An 18,321-nucleotide genomic window follows, 5' to 3' on the forward strand; every position below is an offset into this window, starting at 1 on the left:
GAGCGGACCGTTCCAGCACCTCCTGCAGCCGGGAAACATCGGCAAGCTGACGCTTCGGAACCGGGTCATCTTCAACCCGTGCGAGACGCTCTACGCGACGGTGGACGGGGAGGTCACCCAGAAGCTCATCGACTTCTACGTACAGCGGGCGGGCGGAGGGGCGGGGCTCCTCGTGGTGCACTCCGCCCAGGCGTGCACCCGGCTCGACCCGAATGATCCGTTCCCGCACTCCCTGCGGGTCGACGACAACGCCTACATCCCGATGATGGGGGAGCTGACCGATGCGGTCCATCGCGTCGGGGGAAAGATCGCCATACTCGTGTCCGCGGGAGGGGGAGCCCAGTCGATGGGATTCCCGTACGACCGCGGACTCGAGGGGATGATGGAGATCCAGAACGTCGGGGCGAGCGAGGAGCAGTCGTTCGTCGCGCAGCGGCGCGTCCGGAAGCTTTCCGTCGAGGAGATCCGGAAGATCATCGAGGTGTACGGGATGTCGGCGCGGCGGGTCATGTACGCCGGGTTCGACGCGTTCTACATCCACGCGCTGGGGGGGTACCTCATTTCGCAGTTCATCTCCCCTCGGTTCAACACGCGTAACGACGAGTACGGCGGGGATTTCGACCGCCGGATGAGGTTCCTCAGGGAAATCGTGGAATCGTGCCGAAAGAACGTCGGCCCGGACTTTCCGCTGGTCATCCGGATGTCGATCGACGAGTTCTTCCCCGGCGGCCGGGGCGTCGAGGAGTCGATCCGGATCGTTCAGGCACTCGAGCAGCTCGGCGTCAACGCGGTCGACGCCGGTGCGGGTCTGTACGAGTCGATGCACATGATCATCCCGCCGATTTACCTTCCGAAGGGGGTTCTTACGGATCTGGCGGCCGCGGTGCGCCGCGAGGTCAAGATTCCGGTGATCACCCAGGGGCGGTTGTACGATCCCGAGCTCGCCGAGAAGGTCCTGGCGGAGGGAAAGGCCGATTTCATCGGCATGACGCGGGGGATCCTGGCGGACCCGTGCTGGCCGAACAAGGTCCGGGCAGGAAAAATCGACGAGATCCGCCGCTGCATATCCTGCAACCAGTGCATCGACCGGGCGCTGAAAGGGCTCACCATCCGCTGTGCCATCAACCCGGTGGCCGGGCGGGAAAGCGAGTTCATGAAGGCGCCGGAGAAGGCGCCGAAATCCCGGAAGGTCGTGGTCGTCGGGGGGGGGGCCGCCGGGATGGCGGCCGCCCAGGTCGCGGGCGAGAAGGGGCACAAAGTGGTTCTCTTCGAGAAGGAAGGGCGCCTCGGGGACGGCCAGTTGAAGCTGGCCTGCGCCGCCCCGTTCAAGGAGGAGTACGGGAACATCGTGAAGTTCTACGAGAACCAGTTTGCAAGGATGAAGAACGTAAGGATCGTTCTCGGCAAGGAGGCGGGCATTCCCGACCTGGAGAAGGAATCGCCCGACGTCGTCATCCTCGCCACCGGGGCTACGTCCGTGGTTCCTCCCATCGAGGGAGTGAACGGCAAGAACGTGGTGTTGCTGAACGACGTCCTCTCCGGGAAGGTCGTGGTGAGGGGGAAGGTCGTCATCGCCGGAGGCGGTTGCGCGGGATCCGGCGGCGCCGACTTCCTGAGCGACAACGGGAAGGAAGTGACCATCGTCGAGATGATGAACGACTGCGCCCTCGACGAGGAACTGATCACCCGCCTCGCCTTGATGGCCCGGCTGAAGGAGAAGCACGTGCAGATGATGACCGGGCACATCATCCGCCGCTTCATCCCGGAGGGGGCCGTGGTCGCCGACAAGGACGGGAAGGAATCGACGATCCCGGCGGACTTCATCGTGCTGGCTTTCGGGGCGGAATCGTACAACCCGCTGGAGAAGAAGGCGCGGGAGAAGTTCCAGGAGGTTCACGTGGTAGGCGACGCAAGACAGCCGAAGAAGATCCGCGAGGCGATCGAGGCCGGTTTCTTCGCGGGCCATCTGACCTAGATAAAGGAGAGCCAGGAGATGGGCGACCTGATCAGTACGCTCAAGGGAATTGTGGGGGATGACCACGTCCTCACCGATCCCGGACGCAGGGAGTACTATTCCACGGACTTAAGCCACCTCCCCCGGGAGGTGGCCGAGGCCGTGATCCAGCCGGCAAGCGTAGAGGAACTGTCGCGCGCCGTGCGCGCGGCGACTTCGGCGGGGTACGCCGTCATCGGACGCGGAGGCGGCACTTCCTACACGAAGGGATTCACCCCGGAACGGACAAAATCCGTGATCGTCGACATGCGGAGGATGAACCGCGTCGTCGAGATCAACGCGGAAGACATGTACGTCACGGTCGAGTGCGGGTGCACGTGGAAAACCTTGTGGGAAGCCCTGAAGGAGAAGGGGCTTCGCACGCCGTATTTCGGTCCGCTTTCGGGGATGTACTCCACGGTCGGCGGTGCGCTGTCGCAGAACAGCCTGTTCCTCGGATCGGGGGTATACAACACCGTCGCGGAGAGCTGCCTGGGCCTCGAAGTCGTCCTGTCGGACGGGACCGTTCTCCAGACGGGTTCCGCGGCGCACAAGACCAGCAACGCATTCTACCGGCATTTCGGGCCGGACCTGACCGGGATCTTCACGGCGGACACCGGCTCCTTCGGGATCAAGTCGAAGGCGACCTTCCGCCTCATCCCGCAGCCCGGCGCGACCGAATGCTGCTCGTTCGGTTTCGAGACCCTGGCGGAGATGCTCGAGGCGCAGATCGAGATCGCGCGCCTGCGCGTGGCCGCCGAGTGCTACGGGTTCGACCCGTACTACAACGCCGCCTTCGAGAAGAAGGGCTTCACGCTGCGCGAAAGCCTCCAGCTCCTGGCCAATATCGGGAAATCGGGGAAGTCGGTCGTGGAGGGGATCAAGGGGGTGGTGAAGACCGCGGCGCACGGGAAGCGGGTCCTGAAGAACATCAACTACTCCCTCCATTCGGTCATGGACGGGCTGGACGAGGCCGCCGCGCGGAGTTCCCTGGAAGCGGTGAAGAAGATCTGCTCCCGGAACGGGGACGAGATCCCGAACACCTTGCCGATCGCCTTCCGGGCGCAGCCGTTCGGCGGGGTCCGCATCGTCGTGCTAGGTGCCGACGGGGAGTGCTGGGTCCCGATCCACGGGTTCTTCCCACTGTCCCGCGCGCAGGCCGCTGCTTCCGCCACGGAAAAATTCTTCCACGACCGGGCGGACCTCATGAAGAAGTTCGACATCCGGTATTCCTACCTGACCTGTTTTTCCGGGACCGAATTCGTCATCGAGCCCAGCTTCTACTGGTTCGACAAGATCCCGCAGTCGGTCCTGGGCCTCATCTCCGGCGAGGAGATGGAGGAGCAGTGGAAGGCCATACCGGAGAACCTGCCGGCGCGCGAGGCGGTGGTCGGCATGCGGAACGACCTCCGGCGGCTGTATTTCGAACTGGGGGCGTGCCACCTCCAGATCGGGAAATGGTACCCCTACAAGGACGCGATGAAAAACGAAGGGCTCTGGAGGCTTCTCGAGGGGGTGAAGGGAGTCCTGGACCCTTCCCGGATGATGAACCCGGGAGCGCTAGGCCTATAGCGGTAACTTGTTATAAATAAAAAGATAATTGTGTATGAGAAATGCCGACCTACCAGTCGGTCGGTTTTCGTGGTAAGGTGGATTCATCCCGGACGCGCGGCCTTGACGACGCGGGTCGGATCGAAACGGAGGACGGGCGGATGCATTTCGCGACGCTGCTCTTCGAAGTGGAAGGAAATATCGCCTTCATCACCTTCAACCGGCCCAAGGTGCTGAACGCGTTCAATACCGCAATGCTCCGGGACTGCATCCGGGCGCTCGAACATTGCCGGGACACCGAGGATATCCGGGTCGTCGTCTTCCGGGGCGCGGGGGAGAAAGCGTTCAGTGCGGGCGCCGACATCTCGGAGATCCAGGGGAACGATCCGCTCCGCCAGAGAAAGTACAACCTCCTGTGGATCGAATTCTTCCGGCTCGTCGAGACAATCCGCAAGCCGATGATCGCGTCGGTCCACGGGTACGCCCCGGGCGGCGGGACGGAGTTGACGCTGTGCTGCGACATCGTCATCGCGAGCGATGACGCAAGGTTTGCGCTGGCGGAGATCAATATCGGCGTGATCCCCGGGGCGGGGGCGACGATCCGTCTGCCGCGATGGGTGGGAAAGGCCAAGGCGATGGAGATCCTCATGACCGGGGATTTTCTGGACTCCGCGGAGGCCCACCGGATCGGGCTGATCAACCGGGTCGTCCCCAGGCAACAGTTGGCGGATGCGACCCTCGCCATGGCAAGGAAAATCGCACAGAAATCCCCATTGGCCCTCGCGGCGGCGAAAGCTGCCGTGAACGTGGGCGCGGAAATGGACCGGGACAGGGGGATCGATTACGCGCTCTGCGAATTCCTTCTGCTTTTCGCCTCCGAGGACCAGAAAGAGGGGATGAGAGCCTTCATCGAAAAACGCGTTCCGAACTTCACCGGAAGATAGCCGGAGCGGATTGCGCGGTCGACTTCGCATCAGGCGAAAAACCCTGGGGGAAAACGGTTGGAAAGCGAAAACGCACAGCATATGAGGCAGATGATCCTGGACGCCGCGGTAAAACTTTTCCAGGCAAAGGGATACATCAACACCTCGATGGACGAGATCGCCGAGTCGGTGGGATTGACGAAGGGCGGTCTCTATCACTACGTCGAGAAGAAGGGGGACCTCCTCAAGGATATCCATAACCAGATCCTGGACACGTTTTTGGAGCGTGTCGGGAGGGCGATGGAGGGGGGGGGCTCCCCGGAGAACAAGGTCGGCAAATGGATGGAGGCGCACGCCTCGGTCACCCACGATTACCTCGGGCACATGAAGGTGTTTTTCACGGAGATCGACAACTATTCGGAGGAGATGCTGCTCGCCACCTCCCGAAAGCGGCAGCAGGCGCAGGAAATGCTGATCGAAATCCTGCAGGCGGGTATGTCCCAGGGGAAGATCCGGGCGGACATCAACCCCCGGATTGTAAGCTTCCTCCTTCTCGGAATGATGAACTGGCTCTACATATGGTACCGCCCCAATGGTCCGCTCAGTCTGGACGAAATCCTCTCCAACATGAAGGGGATGGTGACCGGCGGCCTCGAAATCGGCCGTGGGACCGGAAAAGGAGAAACGCCGCATGAATGTTCCGCCGGAAAAGATGCTCGCAATGTACAGGATGATGAACCTTATTCGAAGGTTTGAACTCCGGGCCTCCGAGCTTTTCAGGGACGGCAGGTTTCCGGGGTGGATCCACGTGTGCGTCGGGCAGGAGGCCTCCGTGACGGGAGCGTGCTTCGCCCTGCGCCCGGACGATTACATCTGCCCCACGCATCGGGGACACGGGCAGAGTCTGGCGAAGGGGATACCGCCCGAACGGATGATGGCGGAACTCTTCGGGAAGAAGACCGGGACGAACCTCGGCCGCGGCGGATCGATGCACCTCTGCGACATGGAGAAGGGGATTCTCTGCGGGGTCGCCATCCTCGGGGACGGCCTCCCGATGGCGGCGGGAGCGGCGATGTCGGCCAAGCTCGCCGGGAACGGGCGCGTGGCGCTGGGATTCTTCGGCGAGGGGGCGAGCAACGAGGGGATCGTCCACGAGACGATGAACCTCGCGGCTCTGTGGGACCTCCCGGTAGTCTTCTTCTGCGAAAGCAACCAGTATGCGGAGCTGTCCCACCGCTCCGCCCACCTGAAGGTGGACACCGTGGCGGCGCGCGCGGCGGGGTACGGGATGCCGGGAGTGACGGTCGACGGGAACGACGTGCTGGAGGTCCTTCAGGCGACTTCCGATGCGGTCGGGAGGGCGCGGTCCGGGAAGGGGCCGACGCTGATCGAATCCGTCACCTGCAGGCTCCACGGCCATTACGAGGGGGATCCCCAGGTGTACCGCGTCCCGGGGGACATCGACGAGTGGAGGAAAAAGGACCCGATCGCCCGACTCGAGGAGAAGCTCATGAAGGAGGGCGTTCTCGACGCGAAGTCGAAGGAGACGGTGATCGGGGAAGTCGACCGGACGATCGCCTTCGCCGTGGAGTTCGCAGAGAAGAGCCCATACCCGGCGCCCGAGGAGGCGCTGGAGCTGGTCTACGCCTGAGCGCGGCGGGACACGCCAACACCAACGGGGGAGTCACGTGAGAGAGATCAAGTTCTGGCGGGCGTTTCAGGAAGGATTGTCGGAGGAGATGCGGCGCGACCCGGCCATCCTCTACTTCGGGGAGGACGCCGGCGGGAACGTCGGCGGTCCCTTCGCGCTGGCCAAGGGGCTGCAGGACGAGTTCGGGGAGAAGCGGGTGTACGACACACCGGACAGCGAGGCCGGGTACGTCGGGCTCGCGATCGGCCTGGCCGCCACCGGGTACCGCCCGGTGGTGGACATCTCGTTCATGGATTTCACCCTCGTGGCGATCGACCAGATCGTCAACATGGCGGCGAAACTCCGGTACATGAGCGGCGGAGCCCCGAAGGCGCTCCCGCTCGTGATCCACACGATGGCGGGCGGCGGACGCCGGGCCGGCGCGCAGCATTCGCAGAGCCTCGAGGCGTGGTTTGCGCACATCCCGGGGCTGAAAGTGATCGCTCCGTCAAACCCCCACGACCTCAAGGGAGCGCTGAAATCGGCCCTCCGGGACGACAATCCCGTGATCGTGATGAAGCACAAGGCCATCCTCGGGATGAAGGGGGAGGTCCCGGAAGGGGAGTTCACGGTCCCGTTGGGGAAGGCCTTTGTCAAGCGGGAGGGGACCGACGCGACGATCGTTGCGGTGTCCCACATGGTCAACGTGTCGCTGCAGGCGGCGGCGAAGCTCCAGGAGGAAGGGATCAGCGTGGAGATCGTCGACCCGCTGTCCCTGAGCCCGCTGGACCGGGAGACGATCGTGGCCTCGGTGCGCAAGACCGGCCGCCTCGTCACCGTGCACGAGGCGTGGAGCCCGTGCGGCATGGGGGCGGAGATCGGCGCGGTCGTGTTCGAGGAGTGCTTCGATTTTCTCCAGGCCCCGCTGGTCCGCGTCGCCTCCAGCTTCAACCCGTTCCCCTACAGTCCGGGAATGGAGGATTTCACGATTCCGGGCGTTCCGCGGATCGTGGAGGGCGTGCGGAAGGTCTTGGAGAGCTGAATCGGGCGCGGGGACGCCGAAGGAACAACATGGTCGGGACAGGGGGAAGTCGATGGAATTCGAGATGACCGACGAACAGCGGATGTTGCAGGATATGGCGAGGGAGTTCGCCCGGAAGGAGATCGCCCCCGTCGCCAGGGAGCTCGACCGGGATCGCCGGTTCCCGTATGAGCTCTGGAGCAAGCTGAGAGAGCTGTCCCTCCCCGGGATCCTCGTGCCGGAGGAGTACGGAGGCCAGGGGCTGGACCCCCTGACGTACGCGATCGTGCTGGAGGAACTGGCCCGCGCGGACGATTCCTTCGCCGCGATCCTCCAGGTCCACGTCCTCGTGACCGAGATGTACCGGCTGTACGCGAGCAGGGAGCACAAGGAGAAGATCCTGCCGATCCTGGCGAGCGGCGACAAGTTGGGCGGGTTCGCGCTGACGGAGCCCAACGCAGGGTCGGACGCCAGCGGGATCCTGACCCGGGCGGAGCGGAAAAAGGGGAAATGGATCCTCAACGGGACCAAGATGTTCATCACGAACTGCGGGACCGACATCAGCTTCGGCCCGATCGTGATGGCGATTTCCGGCAAACAGCCCGACGGGAAGAAGGAGATGAGCTCCTTCATCGTCCCCACCGGGACGCCCGGTTACATCATCGGCAGCCGGAACGATACGATCGGCTGGTGCAACATGGACAACCGCGAGCTGGCGTTCGAGGATTGCGCGATCCCCGAGGACAACCTGTTCGGGACGCGGGGGAAGGGGATCGCACAGGCGTTGGGTGGCCTGAACCTCGGGCGGATCGCGTTCGGGGCCATCTGCACCGGGCTCGCCCAGGCGTGTCTCGACGCGTCGCTCGCTTACGCCAAGGAGCGGGTCCAGTTCAATCAACCGATCAGCAAGTTCCAGGAGATCCAGTTCAAGCTCGCCGACATGGCGTTCCGGGTGCAGGCGGCACGCACGTTGACGCACAAGGCGGCGTGGCTCAAGGCCCAGGGGCGTCAGCACGCCACCGAAGCGACGATGGCGAAACTGTACGCGTCCGAGGCCGCGATGCAGTCCGCGCTTGATGGGTTCCAGATCCACGGCGGATACGGTTTCACGAGGGAGTACGACATCAATCGGTACTATCGGGATGCCAAGATCATGACCATCGGCGAAGGGACGAGCGAGGTCTGCCGGATCGTGATCGCCCGGGCTCTCGGCTGCTGACGGGGGGCGTATCCATGTCGATGCAGGTGAAGATGCCCAAGTTGGGCATGACGATGGAAGAGGGGAAGCTCCTCGGGTGGGCCCGGAAGGAGAAGGACCGCGTCCGGAAGGGAGAGGTCCTCCTTACCATCGAATCCGACAAGGAGGAGGAGTACGCGAAGATCCGTTCGGCCGGCCGTACGGCGGATCCGGCCCCGGCGGAGCCCGCCGCGGCCGAGACCGCGCCGGGGCGGTTCCCCGGAGCGTCGGCTCCCCGGGATGGAGCGGTCCGCGCCACACCCGCGGCCCGCGAGGTTGCCCGCCAGAAGGGGGTCGATCTCTCCACGGTCGCCGGAACCGGCCCGCAGGGGAGGATCACACGGGAAGACGTGCTGGCGGCCGCCCTGGAAACGGGAGCCCCCCCCGCGTCGCCGGCCCGCCTGGTCGCCACCGCCGTCGGCGGGAAGGAGAGCTTCAAGGAATTGGCCGGCGAGGAGCCGATGACCGGGATGCGGTCGGCCATCTCCCGAAACATGATGGAGAGCCTGCGGACCAGCGCACAGATGACCGCTTTCTCCGAGTGGGACGTGACGGCGTTCCTCCGCCTCCGCTCCCTCATCAACGCGGACGAGGGGAAGACAGGCTTCAAGGCGACCGTCCCCGGGATGATGGTGGCCCTGCTGGCGAAGGTCCTCCGGGAGATGCCGGTCTTCAACGCTTCGGTCGAGGGCGGCAGGATTCTCTACTGGCGCAACGTGAACATCGGCGTGGCGGTGGCGTTGCCGGATGGCCTGGTCGTGCCGGTGATCCACGACGCCGATCGCAAGTCGCTGGCCGAGATCCAGGAGGAGTTGTCCGGCCGGATCGAAAGGGCCCGGGCGAAGAAATTCCTCCCCGGGGATCTCTCGGGGGGAACGTTCACCCTGACGAACCTCGGCAGCTACGGGGGGGAGTGGGAGACCATCATCATCAATCCGCCGGAAGTGGCCATCCTCGGGATCGGCAAAGCGACGAGGAAACCGGTCGCGGAAGGCGACCATGTGGTGATCCGGGAGATGATGCCGGTGAGCTTCACCGTGGACCACAGGCTCATCGACGGCGAGACGTCCGGTCGGTTCCGGAAGCGGCTGAAGGAACTCGTGGAGAACCCGGGGCTGCTCTGGACCGCGGCGGTTCCGCAGAGCGGCGGAAACATCGCGGGGGAGTGATGCGCGGCAACGGGAAAAGGGTGGTGGTGATCGGCGGCGGGCCGGGGGGGTATCCCGCCGCGATCCGTGCGGCGCAGTCGGGCCTCGACGTGGTGCTGATCGACCGGGGGGGGCTCGGAGGCACCTGCCTCCATCGGGGGTGCATCCCCACCAAGCTCCTGTTGAAGGAGTCGGCCGATTACCGGAAAGCGGCGGCGTTTCCGGCCGCCGGGACGGGAATCGCGTACCCTCCGGCGGATCTGGCCGGGATGATGCGGCGGAAGGAGCAGGTGCTGGGTCAGCTCGAACGGGGGACCGCGGGGCTGCTTCGCAAGAACGGCGTGCGGGTGATCGCGGGGACCGCGTCCTTCCTCGACCCTTCCAGGGTGTTGGTGGGGGAGACCGGCGAGATCGTGGAATCCCCCGCGTTCATCGTCGCCACCGGCTCGTCCCCCTCCCGCCTCCCGGTGGAGGGGAGCGATCTTCCCGGCGTGGCGGACAGCGACGCCGCTCTCTCCCTCGAGCGGGTTCCGCGGGCCGTGGCGATCATCGGCGGTGGCGTGATCGGCCTGGAGTTCGCCCAGATGTTCCGGAACCTGGGCGCCGAGGTGACCATCGTCGAGATGCTCCCGAGGCTCCTCGCGTCGGAGGACGGCGATGTCTCGGCGGCGATCCGGGGCGCACTGGAAAGCTCGGGAATCGCGGTCCGCACGGGCGCGACCGTCGAGCGGATCGGGAAGATGCGGGGAGGATTGGGAGTCGATTTCCGGGAAGGGGGCGTGATCCGCCGCACCGATGCCGAGCTGGTACTGGTGGCCGTCGGCCGGAAACCGTCTTTCGAGGGATTGAACCCGGTGAAAGCCGGCCTCAATCCGGAGAAGGGTGCCATTCGGGTCAACGGGCGGATGGAAACCGACATACCGGGCATCTACGCGGTCGGCGACGCGGCGGGGGGCCTGATGCTCGCCCACAAGGCGACCATGGAAGGGGAGTGCGCCGCGCAAAACGCGGCGGGCATTCCGACGGTCGCGTCGTACGCCGCCATCCCGAGGGTCGTCTACACCGATCCGGAGGTGGCGTGTGTCGGGCTCACGGAGGCGGAGGCCCGGAAGCGGCACGCCCACGTCCGCGTCGGGAAGTTTCCCTTCAGCATGAGCGGCAGGGCGATACTGGAGGGAGCGCCCCACGGGTTCGCGAAGGTGATCGCCGAGGGGGAGACGGGGTGCGTTCTCGGCGTGGCGATCGTCGGTCGCCAGGCGGCCCAGGCGATCGGGGAAGCGTCGCTTGCCGTCCGGCTGGAGGCGACGGTCGGGGACTTGGCCGACCTCGTCCACCCCCACCCGACGTTTTCGGAGGCGCTGCGTGAAGCCGCGCTCGACGCAGACGGGCGGGCGATTCACATGCCTCCCGCGCCGAAATCCGCCGCCGTCGTCTGACTGCGGTCCGCATCGGCAACGCGGGAGGCGGGGAAGGATAACCCCCCGGAGATGTCCGGGGCAAGACCGAAAGGAGGAGAAGCGGATGCTCAAGATCGGGAAGGTCGAATCGCTCGGCGGCCGGACGCTTCGCACGGACGAGCCGATCGGGGAGTTGGGAATCAGCAGTTACGACAGACTGCGCGATCTGGTCAAGGCGGGCAAGACGGAGGAGGCCCTCCAGTTGATCGACTACGTCCAGCACGAGTTCAAGTGGCTCCACGACATCTACACCGATTGGACGTACGCCGACCTCACCTACATCGCGGAAACGTACGGCGAGGAGGAAATTCCGAAGTTCTACCGTTACGTGAAGAGCAAGCTCGATCTGGTCGCATACAAAGGGTACGGGAAGGTAAGCCAGCTGGAACTCATCCAGTACTTCGCGGAGGGGATGCGGGCCCACCGTTGCGGCCCCGGGGAGACCGGCTCCTTCAAGGTGTGGGAAGAGAAGGACCGGTATGTGATGGAGTTCGACCCGTGCGGAAGCGGCGGGCGCATGCGCCGGACGGGAGAGCTCGACGGAATCCCGCCGAGGACGGGCGAGCCGTTCAACCAGGGGGTAACGAAGAAAGCGTATCCCTGGTCCTGGGGGAAGAAGGGCGTTCCGTACTACTGCGTCCACTGCGCGATATGGCACGAGATCATGGCCATCGAGAAGGCCGGGATTCCCATCAAGGTGACCGACTACCAGGACGACCCGAACGCCCCGTGCCGTTGGTACTTCTACAAGACCAAGGAAGCGATCCCCGAGGAGTATTACACCCGGATCGGGATGAAGAAGGAGGGGTGAGGAGGGAGGGATGGAGATGAAACGCTCGATAAAGAGGAGGGAGTTCCTCCAGGCGGCCGGGGCCGTCGGAGTGGGGGCGGCTGCGGGAACCTTCCCGTGGAATGCGTTCGCCGCCCTCGACAAGGGGGTCGTGCACTTCGGCGGATCCCTGGCGCTCACGGGCACCTACGCGAAGGTCGCGAAATTGTACAAGGACGCCTACGAGTTCTACATGGAGACGATCAACAACAGGATCGTGGTCGGCGGGAAGACGTTCCAGGCGAAGCTCACCCTGTACGACGACGAAAACGACCCGACCAAGACGCGACCCGGTTCTCGCCCAGAGCGCCATCTGCAAGAAGTACAACCGCATACTGATCCAGGGCGGCGCGGCCACCCGGAGGGTCGACGAGGAGTACGGCGCGAACAACACGTTCACCCTCGTCAGCACCGGCGACTATTACCATGCGACCCTGATCGACGCGGTCGCGAAGTTCAACCCGCCGGTGAAGACCGTCGCGATCATCAAGATGGACGATCCCGTCTATCACGAGATCGGGAACGCGTGCAGGGATCGGTGCGAGAAGGCGGGGATGAAGGTCGTCTTCGAGGACGTCCTTCCCATGAACACCACCGACCTCAGCTCTACCGTCCTCAAGATGAAAGGCAAGCAGATCGACATGGTGATCAATACGGGATGGGACAAGATCCTCGCGAGTTTCGTCAATGAGGCGATCAAGTACAAGCTGAAGATCAAGGTCCTAGACGGCGGGCACGCCACGATCACCCCTTTCCTGAAGGAGTCGCTCGGCAAGAAGTTGAAGAACATCTTCGGGGTCACGTTCTGGCTCCCGGAGGCGAAGACGAAACCGCTGCATTTCAAGGACAGCATCGAGTTCGGCAAGAAGTTCCATGCCCGGTTCGGGTACGAACCTGCGTATCACGTGGCGCTTGCGACGCAACTGATGGAGCTCTACGAGACGGTCCTCAAGGGGAGCAACCCGAAGGATCCCTTCAACACCGACGCGATCCGGAAGGCCCTCCTGGGGGTCGATCGGGACATGATGTACGGCCGCGTCCGGTTCAACGCAAAGGGGAGAATATACTCCGACATGCTCGTGATCCAGTGGCAGGGCGACCCCCCGAAACCGGTGATCGTAGCCCCGGCGAAGAACGCCACGGGGAAGATGATCTACCCCTCCGACCCCCTGGGGACCTGAGGGCTGCATGAACGGGACGGCGGGAGACCCCCGGAATGCGTGCGGATACGGGACCGGAGGCGGGCGGTGATCTATTTCGCCCTCCTCGGTGCGATGAAGGGCGCCGTCTTCGCGCTCGCGGGATGGGGGTTTTCCATCATCCTGGGCATCCTGGGCATCGTGAACTTCAGTCACGGAATCTTCTTCATCCTGGGCGGATACCTCACGTTCACCTTCGCCAAGGCAGGACTCTCCCCCTGGCTTGCCATCCTGGCCGCGTCGTCCCTGGTGAGCGTCTACGCCCTGGCGATCCAGCGTGTCTTCATCAACCGGGTGATGGCCCGCTCCCACATGATGGTGCTGGTTCTCACCGTCGGGCTGGCGATCGTGGCACGCGAGACGATGGGGCTCGTCTTCGGGTTCAACGAGCGGCTCCTCATCATCGAGGGGGTGAACGAGCGCACCGTGGCGCTGTTCGGGAACGAGTTTCCCCTCGTGGAGGCCGTCGCGTTCGCCCTGTCGGTGGTCATCTTCGGATTCTTCTCCTGGTTGTTCCGCCGCACCGCTACCGGACTGCGGCTCCGGGCCATCGGTGAGAACACGGAGATCGCCAGGATCCTCGGAATGAACGTCGGCGGAAGCTACGTCATCGCGATGCTCCTGTGCGGGTTCTGGACCGGTCTCGCGGGAGGGCTGACGATCTTCGTCGTCCCGATGGACCTTCATCAGGACGTCTACTGGACGGTCATGAGCTTCCTCGTGGTTGTCGTCGGGGGAACCGGGAACCTGGCGGGGACATTCCTGTCGGCGATCCTCATCGGGGTGATCCTCTTCCTCAGCTCGATCTACGCTCGAGGGTACAGCGATTCCATCCTGTATGTCCTCCTGTTCCTCCTGATGCTCGTGAAGCCGACCGGGCTTTTCCCTTCGAAGATGATCGTCGCGGAGAGGAAGTAGCGGCCGATATGGGAACCGTCGGGAAAGGGATCTTCCTCAACCGGGACCGGTACCTTCTCCTCGCGCTGGCGGGGGCCACCCTCCTCTGCCTGGGCCCTGCCCTCCTCGACGCCTACTGGCTCAAGTTCGTCTCGTTCCTGATCATCAGCCTGATCATCGCCTGTTCGTGGAACCTCATCGGCGGTTACTGCGGGTACTTCAGCTTCGGGCACGGTCTTTTCTTCGGCGTCGGTTCCTACACCATCGCCATCGCGGTGCTCCGGTTCGGCGTCCATCCGTACCTCGGAATGTTCCTGGGGGGGGTGGTAAGTGCGGCGGTTGCGCTTGCCATAGCCCCCATGCTCCGGCTGAAGGGATTCAACTTCGCCCTGACGACCCTGGCGCTGCTGGAGGCGGCGCAGGTGATCTTCCGGAAGTGGGAGTTCACCCGGGGGTTGAAGGGTTGGGACCTTGGGTGGTCGTTCCCACCCCTCATGAGCGACGCACGATACTACTACCTCCTGGTCCTCGTCTTCTTCCTGACGATGGCCTCCCACATCGTGTTCCTCTCCTCGCGGATCGGGTTCGGTACCGCGGCCCTCAAGGAGGACGACCTGATGGCGCGGGGGATCGGGATCAACTCCACGTTGACGCGGGTGTGCGCCTTCGTCCTGTCCGCCTTCTGGGTCGGGGTGACGGGTGCGATCTACGCTCCGATGATCACCTACATCAGCTCCCAGGCGATCTTCGCCCTCTCCTGGTCCGTGAAGCCGATCATCGTGAGCATCTTCGGCGGGATCGGCACGCTGGCCGGACCGATCGTCGGCGGTGCGATCCTCATCTTCGTGGACCAGATGCTGTGGGAGCGGTTCCTCGAGTATCACACACTGATCTACGGCGTCCTTCTCGTGGCGATCGTCACGTTCCTGCCGGGCGGACTGCTGAGCTACACCGGTCGCGTGACCGCCTGGTTCAGGCCCAGCCCGGTCCTTCCCGAGGCGGAAACCCATGCTCCTTCACGTTGACGCCGTCAGCATCGCGTTCGGGGGGGCATGCGCCCTGTCCGACGTGTCGTTCCGCGTCGACGGGAACGGCGTGAAGGGGCTGATCGGCCCAAACGGGGCCGGGAAAACGACGCTTTTCAACGTGATCACGGGGTTCTACCGCGCGGACGCGGGGAGGGTATACCTGTCCGGAAGGGATATCACCCGGCTGCGCCCGCACGTCATCGTGCGCTCCGGGGTCGGGAGGACGTTCCAGAAGCCCTCTCTTGCGTGGCACCTCACCGTGTTCGAAAACGTCCTCCTCGGGAGCATGAACAATCGCGTCCTAGGGTTCGCCGTCCGCCGTTCCCGCCGGAAGGAGTGGACGGAGGAGTGCCTGCGGTCATCCGGAATCCCGAAGGAGGCCTGGCAGGAGCCGATGTCGCGGGCCGGGATCCTGCTCGTGAAGAAGGTCGAGTTCGCCCGGGCCGTCTCCCTCTCTCCGGATCTCGTCCTTCTGGACGAGATCTGTTCGGGCCTGTCCCACGACGAAACGGACGAACTGCTGTCGATGATCCGGGGACACGTGGAGCGGAACCGGTGCGGGGTGCTCTTCGTAGAGCACGACCTGCGGGCAGTCCGGAATATCTGTTCCGACGTCGTCGTGCTGGATTTCGGTTCGGTCATCTACGACGGGGACATCGGGAGGGCGTTCGAGGATCGCCGGGTCATCGAAGCGTACATCGGGGGCGCCGATGCTTGAGGTGTCGGCTCTCAACGTCTGGTACCAGAAGGCGATGGTCCTGTTCGACGTCGCCGTGCGGGTCGAGGAGGGGACCTTCGTTTCCATCATCGGCCCGAACGGGGCGGGGAAAACGACGCTCCTGCGGAGCATCGTCAACCTGCACGAAAAGAAGACGGGTCGGATCTCGTTCGCGGGAAGGGACATCACCCGGGACCCGGCGCACCGGATCCTCCGGAGGGACATCGCTTACGTGCCGGACTACCGCGGGGTCCTCCGGACCCTCACCGTGATGGAGAATTTCCAACTGGTCCGAGACCGGTACCCTTCCGCGGCCGATTTCCGGAACGAGGTGGACTCGATCCTCAAACGGTTCCCCCACCTGAAGCCCCGGTGCGGGATGCCGGCCTCGCTGCTGAGCGGAGGCGAGCAGCAGATGCTGGCGGTCGCTCGGGCCCTCCTCATGAAGCCCAGGGTCCTGCTGATCGACGAGCCGTCCATAGGCCTGTCCCCCCTCCTCGTGAAGGAGATTTTCCGCCATCTCGGGAACCTCACGCGGCAGGGGATGTCGGTCCTTATGGTCGAGCAGAACGTCGTCCGCAGCCTGGAGGCATCCGACTACTGCTACGTCATGGAGAAGGGGAAGGTCGTTCTCGAGGGGGAAAGCCGGGCGCTCGCGGCGATGGACGATGTTCAGGAGAAATATTTCGGCAGGACCACGAGATAAGGGACCGACAGGAGGAGCGGCAATGCGATATGAACTGACGCCGGAACAGGAGATGATCCGGGAGAACGCCCGGAAGTTCGCGCAGGAGGTGATCGGCCCCCGGGCGGAGGAACTCGAGGAGAGCGGAAAGTGGCCGTACGACACCTGGGAGAAGATGCGGGCGCTTGGATACACCGGGGTGAACATCCCCGAAAAGTACGGCGGGCCGGGCCTGAAAATCCTCGATTATGTCCTCATCCTCGAGGAGTTCGCCCGAGCCGACGACGCGTTCGCCACGTCGTACCAGGTGCACCAGCTAGTGAGCGACATGTTCCTCCTGTACGGGTCCGATCGACACAAGAACACCTATCTCCCGATCTTGGCGAGCGGGGAGAAGATGGCCTCGTTCGCGCTCACCGAGCCCAACGCCGGATCGGACGCCAATGCGATCCAGACCCGGGCGATCCTGTCGGGCGGCGAGTGGGTCATCAACGGGACCAAGATCTTCATCACCAACGCGGGGCTGGAGAACAGCCTGGGCGTCATTCTGATGGCCGTCACCGGGCTGCGGGAGGACGGAAGGAAGGAGATCAGCAGCCTGATCGTCCCGAAGGGGGCGCCGGGTTTCCACATCGGGAACAAGTTCCGGAAGATCGGCTGGAACATCATGGACACCCGCGAGCTGATCTTCGAGGATTGCCGCATCCCCGAAGGGAACCTGTTCGGTGAGCGAGGGAAGGGGATCGCCCAGGCGCTCGGCGGGTTGAATCTCGGGCGGATCGCATTCGGCGCGATCGGCGCGGGAATCGCCCAGGCGGCCCTGGACTACTCCCTCAGGCACGCCAGGGAACGGGTCCAGTTCGGGAGTCCCATCTGCAAGTTCCAGGCGGTCCAGGCCAAGCTGGCGGAGATGGCCGTGAACGTCGAAGTGGCGCGGTTGCTGACGTACAAGGCGGCGTGGCTCAAGGATCAGGGGCTTCCGCACCACACCGAGGCGACGGTGGCGAAGCTCGTCTCCTCGGAGATGGCGGTCAAGAACGTCATGATGGGATTCCAGATCCACGGCGGGTACGGGTTCATGAAGGAGTACCCGATCTCGAGGCTGTACCGGAACGTCAAGATGATGGAAATCGGCGAGGGGACAAGCGAAGTCTGCCGAATGGTGATCGCGCGCGATCTCGGTTGCTGAACCGGACCGACACAGGGCATCCGAAAGGAGCGAATGGATGAACGGAACCGATATCACGAAAGTCAACATGACGACCCGGCAGTTGATGCGGGAGGCGACCCGCGCCGCAAAGGACCGGCCCTACCTTCACTACGTCCCGAGGGGGGCCGGAGACACCTTCGGCGATTTCGAGGCCAAGGTGAACCGGATATCGAACCTCCTCGTTCGCCGGTACGGAGTGAAGCAGGGCGACAAGGTGTGCACGATGGCGGAGAATATCCCGGAGCTCCTCTACACGATCATGGCGATAACAAACATCGGCGCCGTCTGGGTCCCGATCAACAGCATGCTCATCGGCGAAAGCCTGCGCTATATCATCGACGCCTCCGACGCGTCGTATGTCTGCGTCTCGGCGAAGTACCATGAAGCCATGTCCCAGTCGCTCGTCAACACGACCCATCACGTGACCACGCTTCCCCTCGAGAAGTTCCCGGACATGGCCCGGGAGGAGATACCGGAGTTCGGGAGCCCGGCCCGGCCGGACGACCTCTCGATGATCATCTTCACCTCCGGGACGACGGGATTCCCGAAAGGCGTGATGCATACCCACAACACCTATATCCGTACCGCGGTTCGGGGGCTGGAGGCGCTCGCGACGGACGAACGCCACCGGATACATGTCTACCTCCCCTTCTTCCACGGGTGGGCGTACCTCATCATGCTGGGAGCCCTCTACTACAAGTGTCTCATGGTGATGGAGGACCGGTTCCATGCCGAGACGTACTGGGAGACGATCGAGAAGTACGGGATCACCCAGGACCATTGGACGGGGACGGT

At 64.1% G+C, this 18,321-nt stretch carries 17 protein-coding genes and 1 pseudogene; all 18 read left to right on the plus strand.

Features of this window, described 5'->3' with window-relative positions; genetic code table 11:
• A partial coding sequence (locus HZB86_08535; protein MBI5905579.1) for an FAD-dependent oxidoreductase occupies nt 1-1,975 on the plus strand: 1,975 nt, incomplete at its 5' end.
• 18 nt (nt 1,976-1,993) lie between these two features.
• Complete coding sequence (locus HZB86_08540; GenBank protein MBI5905580.1) at nt 1,994-3,565, plus strand: FAD-binding oxidoreductase; 1,572 nt, start codon at nt 1,994-1,996, stop codon at nt 3,563-3,565.
• Between the two features lie 140 nt (nt 3,566-3,705).
• Complete coding sequence (locus HZB86_08545; GenBank protein ID MBI5905581.1) at nt 3,706-4,488, plus strand: enoyl-CoA hydratase/isomerase family protein; 783 nt, start codon at nt 3,706-3,708, stop codon at nt 4,486-4,488.
• Between the two features lie 81 nt (nt 4,489-4,569).
• On the plus strand, nt 4,570-5,223 hold the full coding sequence (locus HZB86_08550; GenBank protein MBI5905582.1) for a TetR/AcrR family transcriptional regulator: 654 nt from the start codon (nt 4,570-4,572) through the stop codon (nt 5,221-5,223).
• Nucleotides 5,159-6,118: a thiamine pyrophosphate-dependent dehydrogenase E1 component subunit alpha gene (locus HZB86_08555; protein MBI5905583.1), complete on the plus strand. Its 960-nt coding sequence runs from the start codon at nt 5,159-5,161 to the stop codon at nt 6,116-6,118. Before HZB86_08550 ends, HZB86_08555 begins: the two co-directional genes overlap by 65 nt.
• 37 nt (nt 6,119-6,155) lie before the next feature.
• Nucleotides 6,156-7,139, plus strand: a complete 984-nt coding sequence (locus tag HZB86_08560; GenBank protein ID MBI5905584.1) for an alpha-ketoacid dehydrogenase subunit beta — start codon at nt 6,156-6,158, stop codon at nt 7,137-7,139.
• Between the two features lie 52 nt (nt 7,140-7,191).
• On the plus strand, nt 7,192-8,337 hold the full coding sequence (locus tag HZB86_08565; GenBank protein ID MBI5905585.1) for an acyl-CoA dehydrogenase family protein: 1,146 nt from the start codon (nt 7,192-7,194) through the stop codon (nt 8,335-8,337).
• Between the two features lie 14 nt (nt 8,338-8,351).
• Complete coding sequence (locus HZB86_08570) at nt 8,352-9,524, plus strand: 2-oxo acid dehydrogenase subunit E2 (GenBank protein ID MBI5905586.1); 1,173 nt, start codon at nt 8,352-8,354, stop codon at nt 9,522-9,524.
• Nucleotides 9,524-10,939, plus strand: coding sequence for a dihydrolipoyl dehydrogenase (lpdA, locus tag HZB86_08575; GenBank protein ID MBI5905587.1), 1,416 nt, complete (start codon nt 9,524-9,526; stop codon nt 10,937-10,939). Before HZB86_08570 ends, lpdA begins: the two co-directional genes overlap by 1 nt.
• A gap of 85 nt (nt 10,940-11,024) precedes the next feature.
• Nucleotides 11,025-11,771, plus strand: a complete 747-nt coding sequence (locus HZB86_08580; GenBank protein MBI5905588.1) for a hypothetical protein — start codon at nt 11,025-11,027, stop codon at nt 11,769-11,771.
• Nucleotides 11,772-11,781: 10 nt separating this feature from the next.
• A pseudogene (locus HZB86_08585) lies at nt 11,782-11,868 on the plus strand (twin-arginine translocation signal domain-containing protein).
• 4 nt (nt 11,869-11,872) lie between these two features.
• Nucleotides 11,873-12,970 carry an ABC transporter substrate-binding protein gene (locus tag HZB86_08590; protein ID MBI5905589.1) on the plus strand — a complete coding sequence of 366 codons (1,098 nt, stop codon included), beginning with the start codon at nt 11,873-11,875 and terminating at the stop codon, nt 12,968-12,970.
• Between the two features lie 66 nt (nt 12,971-13,036).
• Nucleotides 13,037-13,906, plus strand: a complete 870-nt coding sequence (locus HZB86_08595; protein MBI5905590.1) for a branched-chain amino acid ABC transporter permease — start codon at nt 13,037-13,039, stop codon at nt 13,904-13,906.
• Between the two features lie 8 nt (nt 13,907-13,914).
• Nucleotides 13,915-14,910: a branched-chain amino acid ABC transporter permease gene (locus HZB86_08600; protein MBI5905591.1), complete on the plus strand. Its 996-nt coding sequence runs from the start codon at nt 13,915-13,917 to the stop codon at nt 14,908-14,910.
• Nucleotides 14,894-15,631, plus strand: a complete 738-nt coding sequence (locus tag HZB86_08605; protein ID MBI5905592.1) for an ATP-binding cassette domain-containing protein — start codon at nt 14,894-14,896, stop codon at nt 15,629-15,631. The genes HZB86_08600 and HZB86_08605 overlap by 17 nt, the downstream gene beginning before the upstream one ends.
• Nucleotides 15,624-16,337 carry an ABC transporter ATP-binding protein gene (locus tag HZB86_08610; protein MBI5905593.1) on the plus strand — a complete coding sequence of 238 codons (714 nt, stop codon included), beginning with the start codon at nt 15,624-15,626 and terminating at the stop codon, nt 16,335-16,337. The genes HZB86_08605 and HZB86_08610 overlap by 8 nt, the downstream gene beginning before the upstream one ends.
• A gap of 22 nt (nt 16,338-16,359) precedes the next feature.
• Nucleotides 16,360-17,505, plus strand: a complete 1,146-nt coding sequence (locus HZB86_08615) for an acyl-CoA dehydrogenase family protein (protein MBI5905594.1) — start codon at nt 16,360-16,362, stop codon at nt 17,503-17,505.
• Nucleotides 17,506-17,542: 37 nt separating this feature from the next.
• The coding region (locus tag HZB86_08620; GenBank protein ID MBI5905595.1) for an acyl--CoA ligase at nt 17,543-18,321 on the plus strand (779 nt) is incomplete at its 3' end.

This window comes from Deltaproteobacteria bacterium (assembly GCA_016234845.1).
Lineage (GTDB): Bacteria > Desulfobacterota > Deferrimicrobia > Deferrimicrobiales > Deferrimicrobiaceae > JACRNP01.

Coding starts and splice junctions, on each gene's coding strand:
- HZB86_08570 (MBI5905586.1), top strand. CDS start 8,352: ATGTCGATGCAGGTGAAGATGCCCAAGTTGGGCATGACGATGGAAGAG.
- HZB86_08615 (MBI5905594.1), top strand. CDS start 16,360: ATGCGATATGAACTGACGCCGGAACAGGAGATGATCCGGGAGAACGCC.
- HZB86_08545 (MBI5905581.1), top strand. CDS start 3,706: ATGCATTTCGCGACGCTGCTCTTCGAAGTGGAAGGAAATATCGCCTTC.
- HZB86_08540 (MBI5905580.1), top strand. CDS start 1,994: ATGGGCGACCTGATCAGTACGCTCAAGGGAATTGTGGGGGATGACCAC.
- HZB86_08590 (MBI5905589.1), top strand. CDS start 11,873: ATGCGTTCGCCGCCCTCGACAAGGGGGTCGTGCACTTCGGCGGATCCC.
- HZB86_08565 (MBI5905585.1), top strand. CDS start 7,192: ATGGAATTCGAGATGACCGACGAACAGCGGATGTTGCAGGATATGGCG.
- HZB86_08550 (MBI5905582.1), top strand. CDS start 4,570: ATGAGGCAGATGATCCTGGACGCCGCGGTAAAACTTTTCCAGGCAAAG.
- HZB86_08605 (MBI5905592.1), top strand. CDS start 14,894: ATGCTCCTTCACGTTGACGCCGTCAGCATCGCGTTCGGGGGGGCATGC.
- HZB86_08600 (MBI5905591.1), top strand. CDS start 13,915: ATGGGAACCGTCGGGAAAGGGATCTTCCTCAACCGGGACCGGTACCTT.
- HZB86_08610 (MBI5905593.1), top strand. CDS start 15,624: ATGCTTGAGGTGTCGGCTCTCAACGTCTGGTACCAGAAGGCGATGGTC.
- HZB86_08555 (MBI5905583.1), top strand. CDS start 5,159: ATGAATGTTCCGCCGGAAAAGATGCTCGCAATGTACAGGATGATGAAC.
- lpdA (MBI5905587.1), top strand. CDS start 9,524: ATGCGCGGCAACGGGAAAAGGGTGGTGGTGATCGGCGGCGGGCCGGGG.
- HZB86_08580 (MBI5905588.1), top strand. CDS start 11,025: ATGCTCAAGATCGGGAAGGTCGAATCGCTCGGCGGCCGGACGCTTCGC.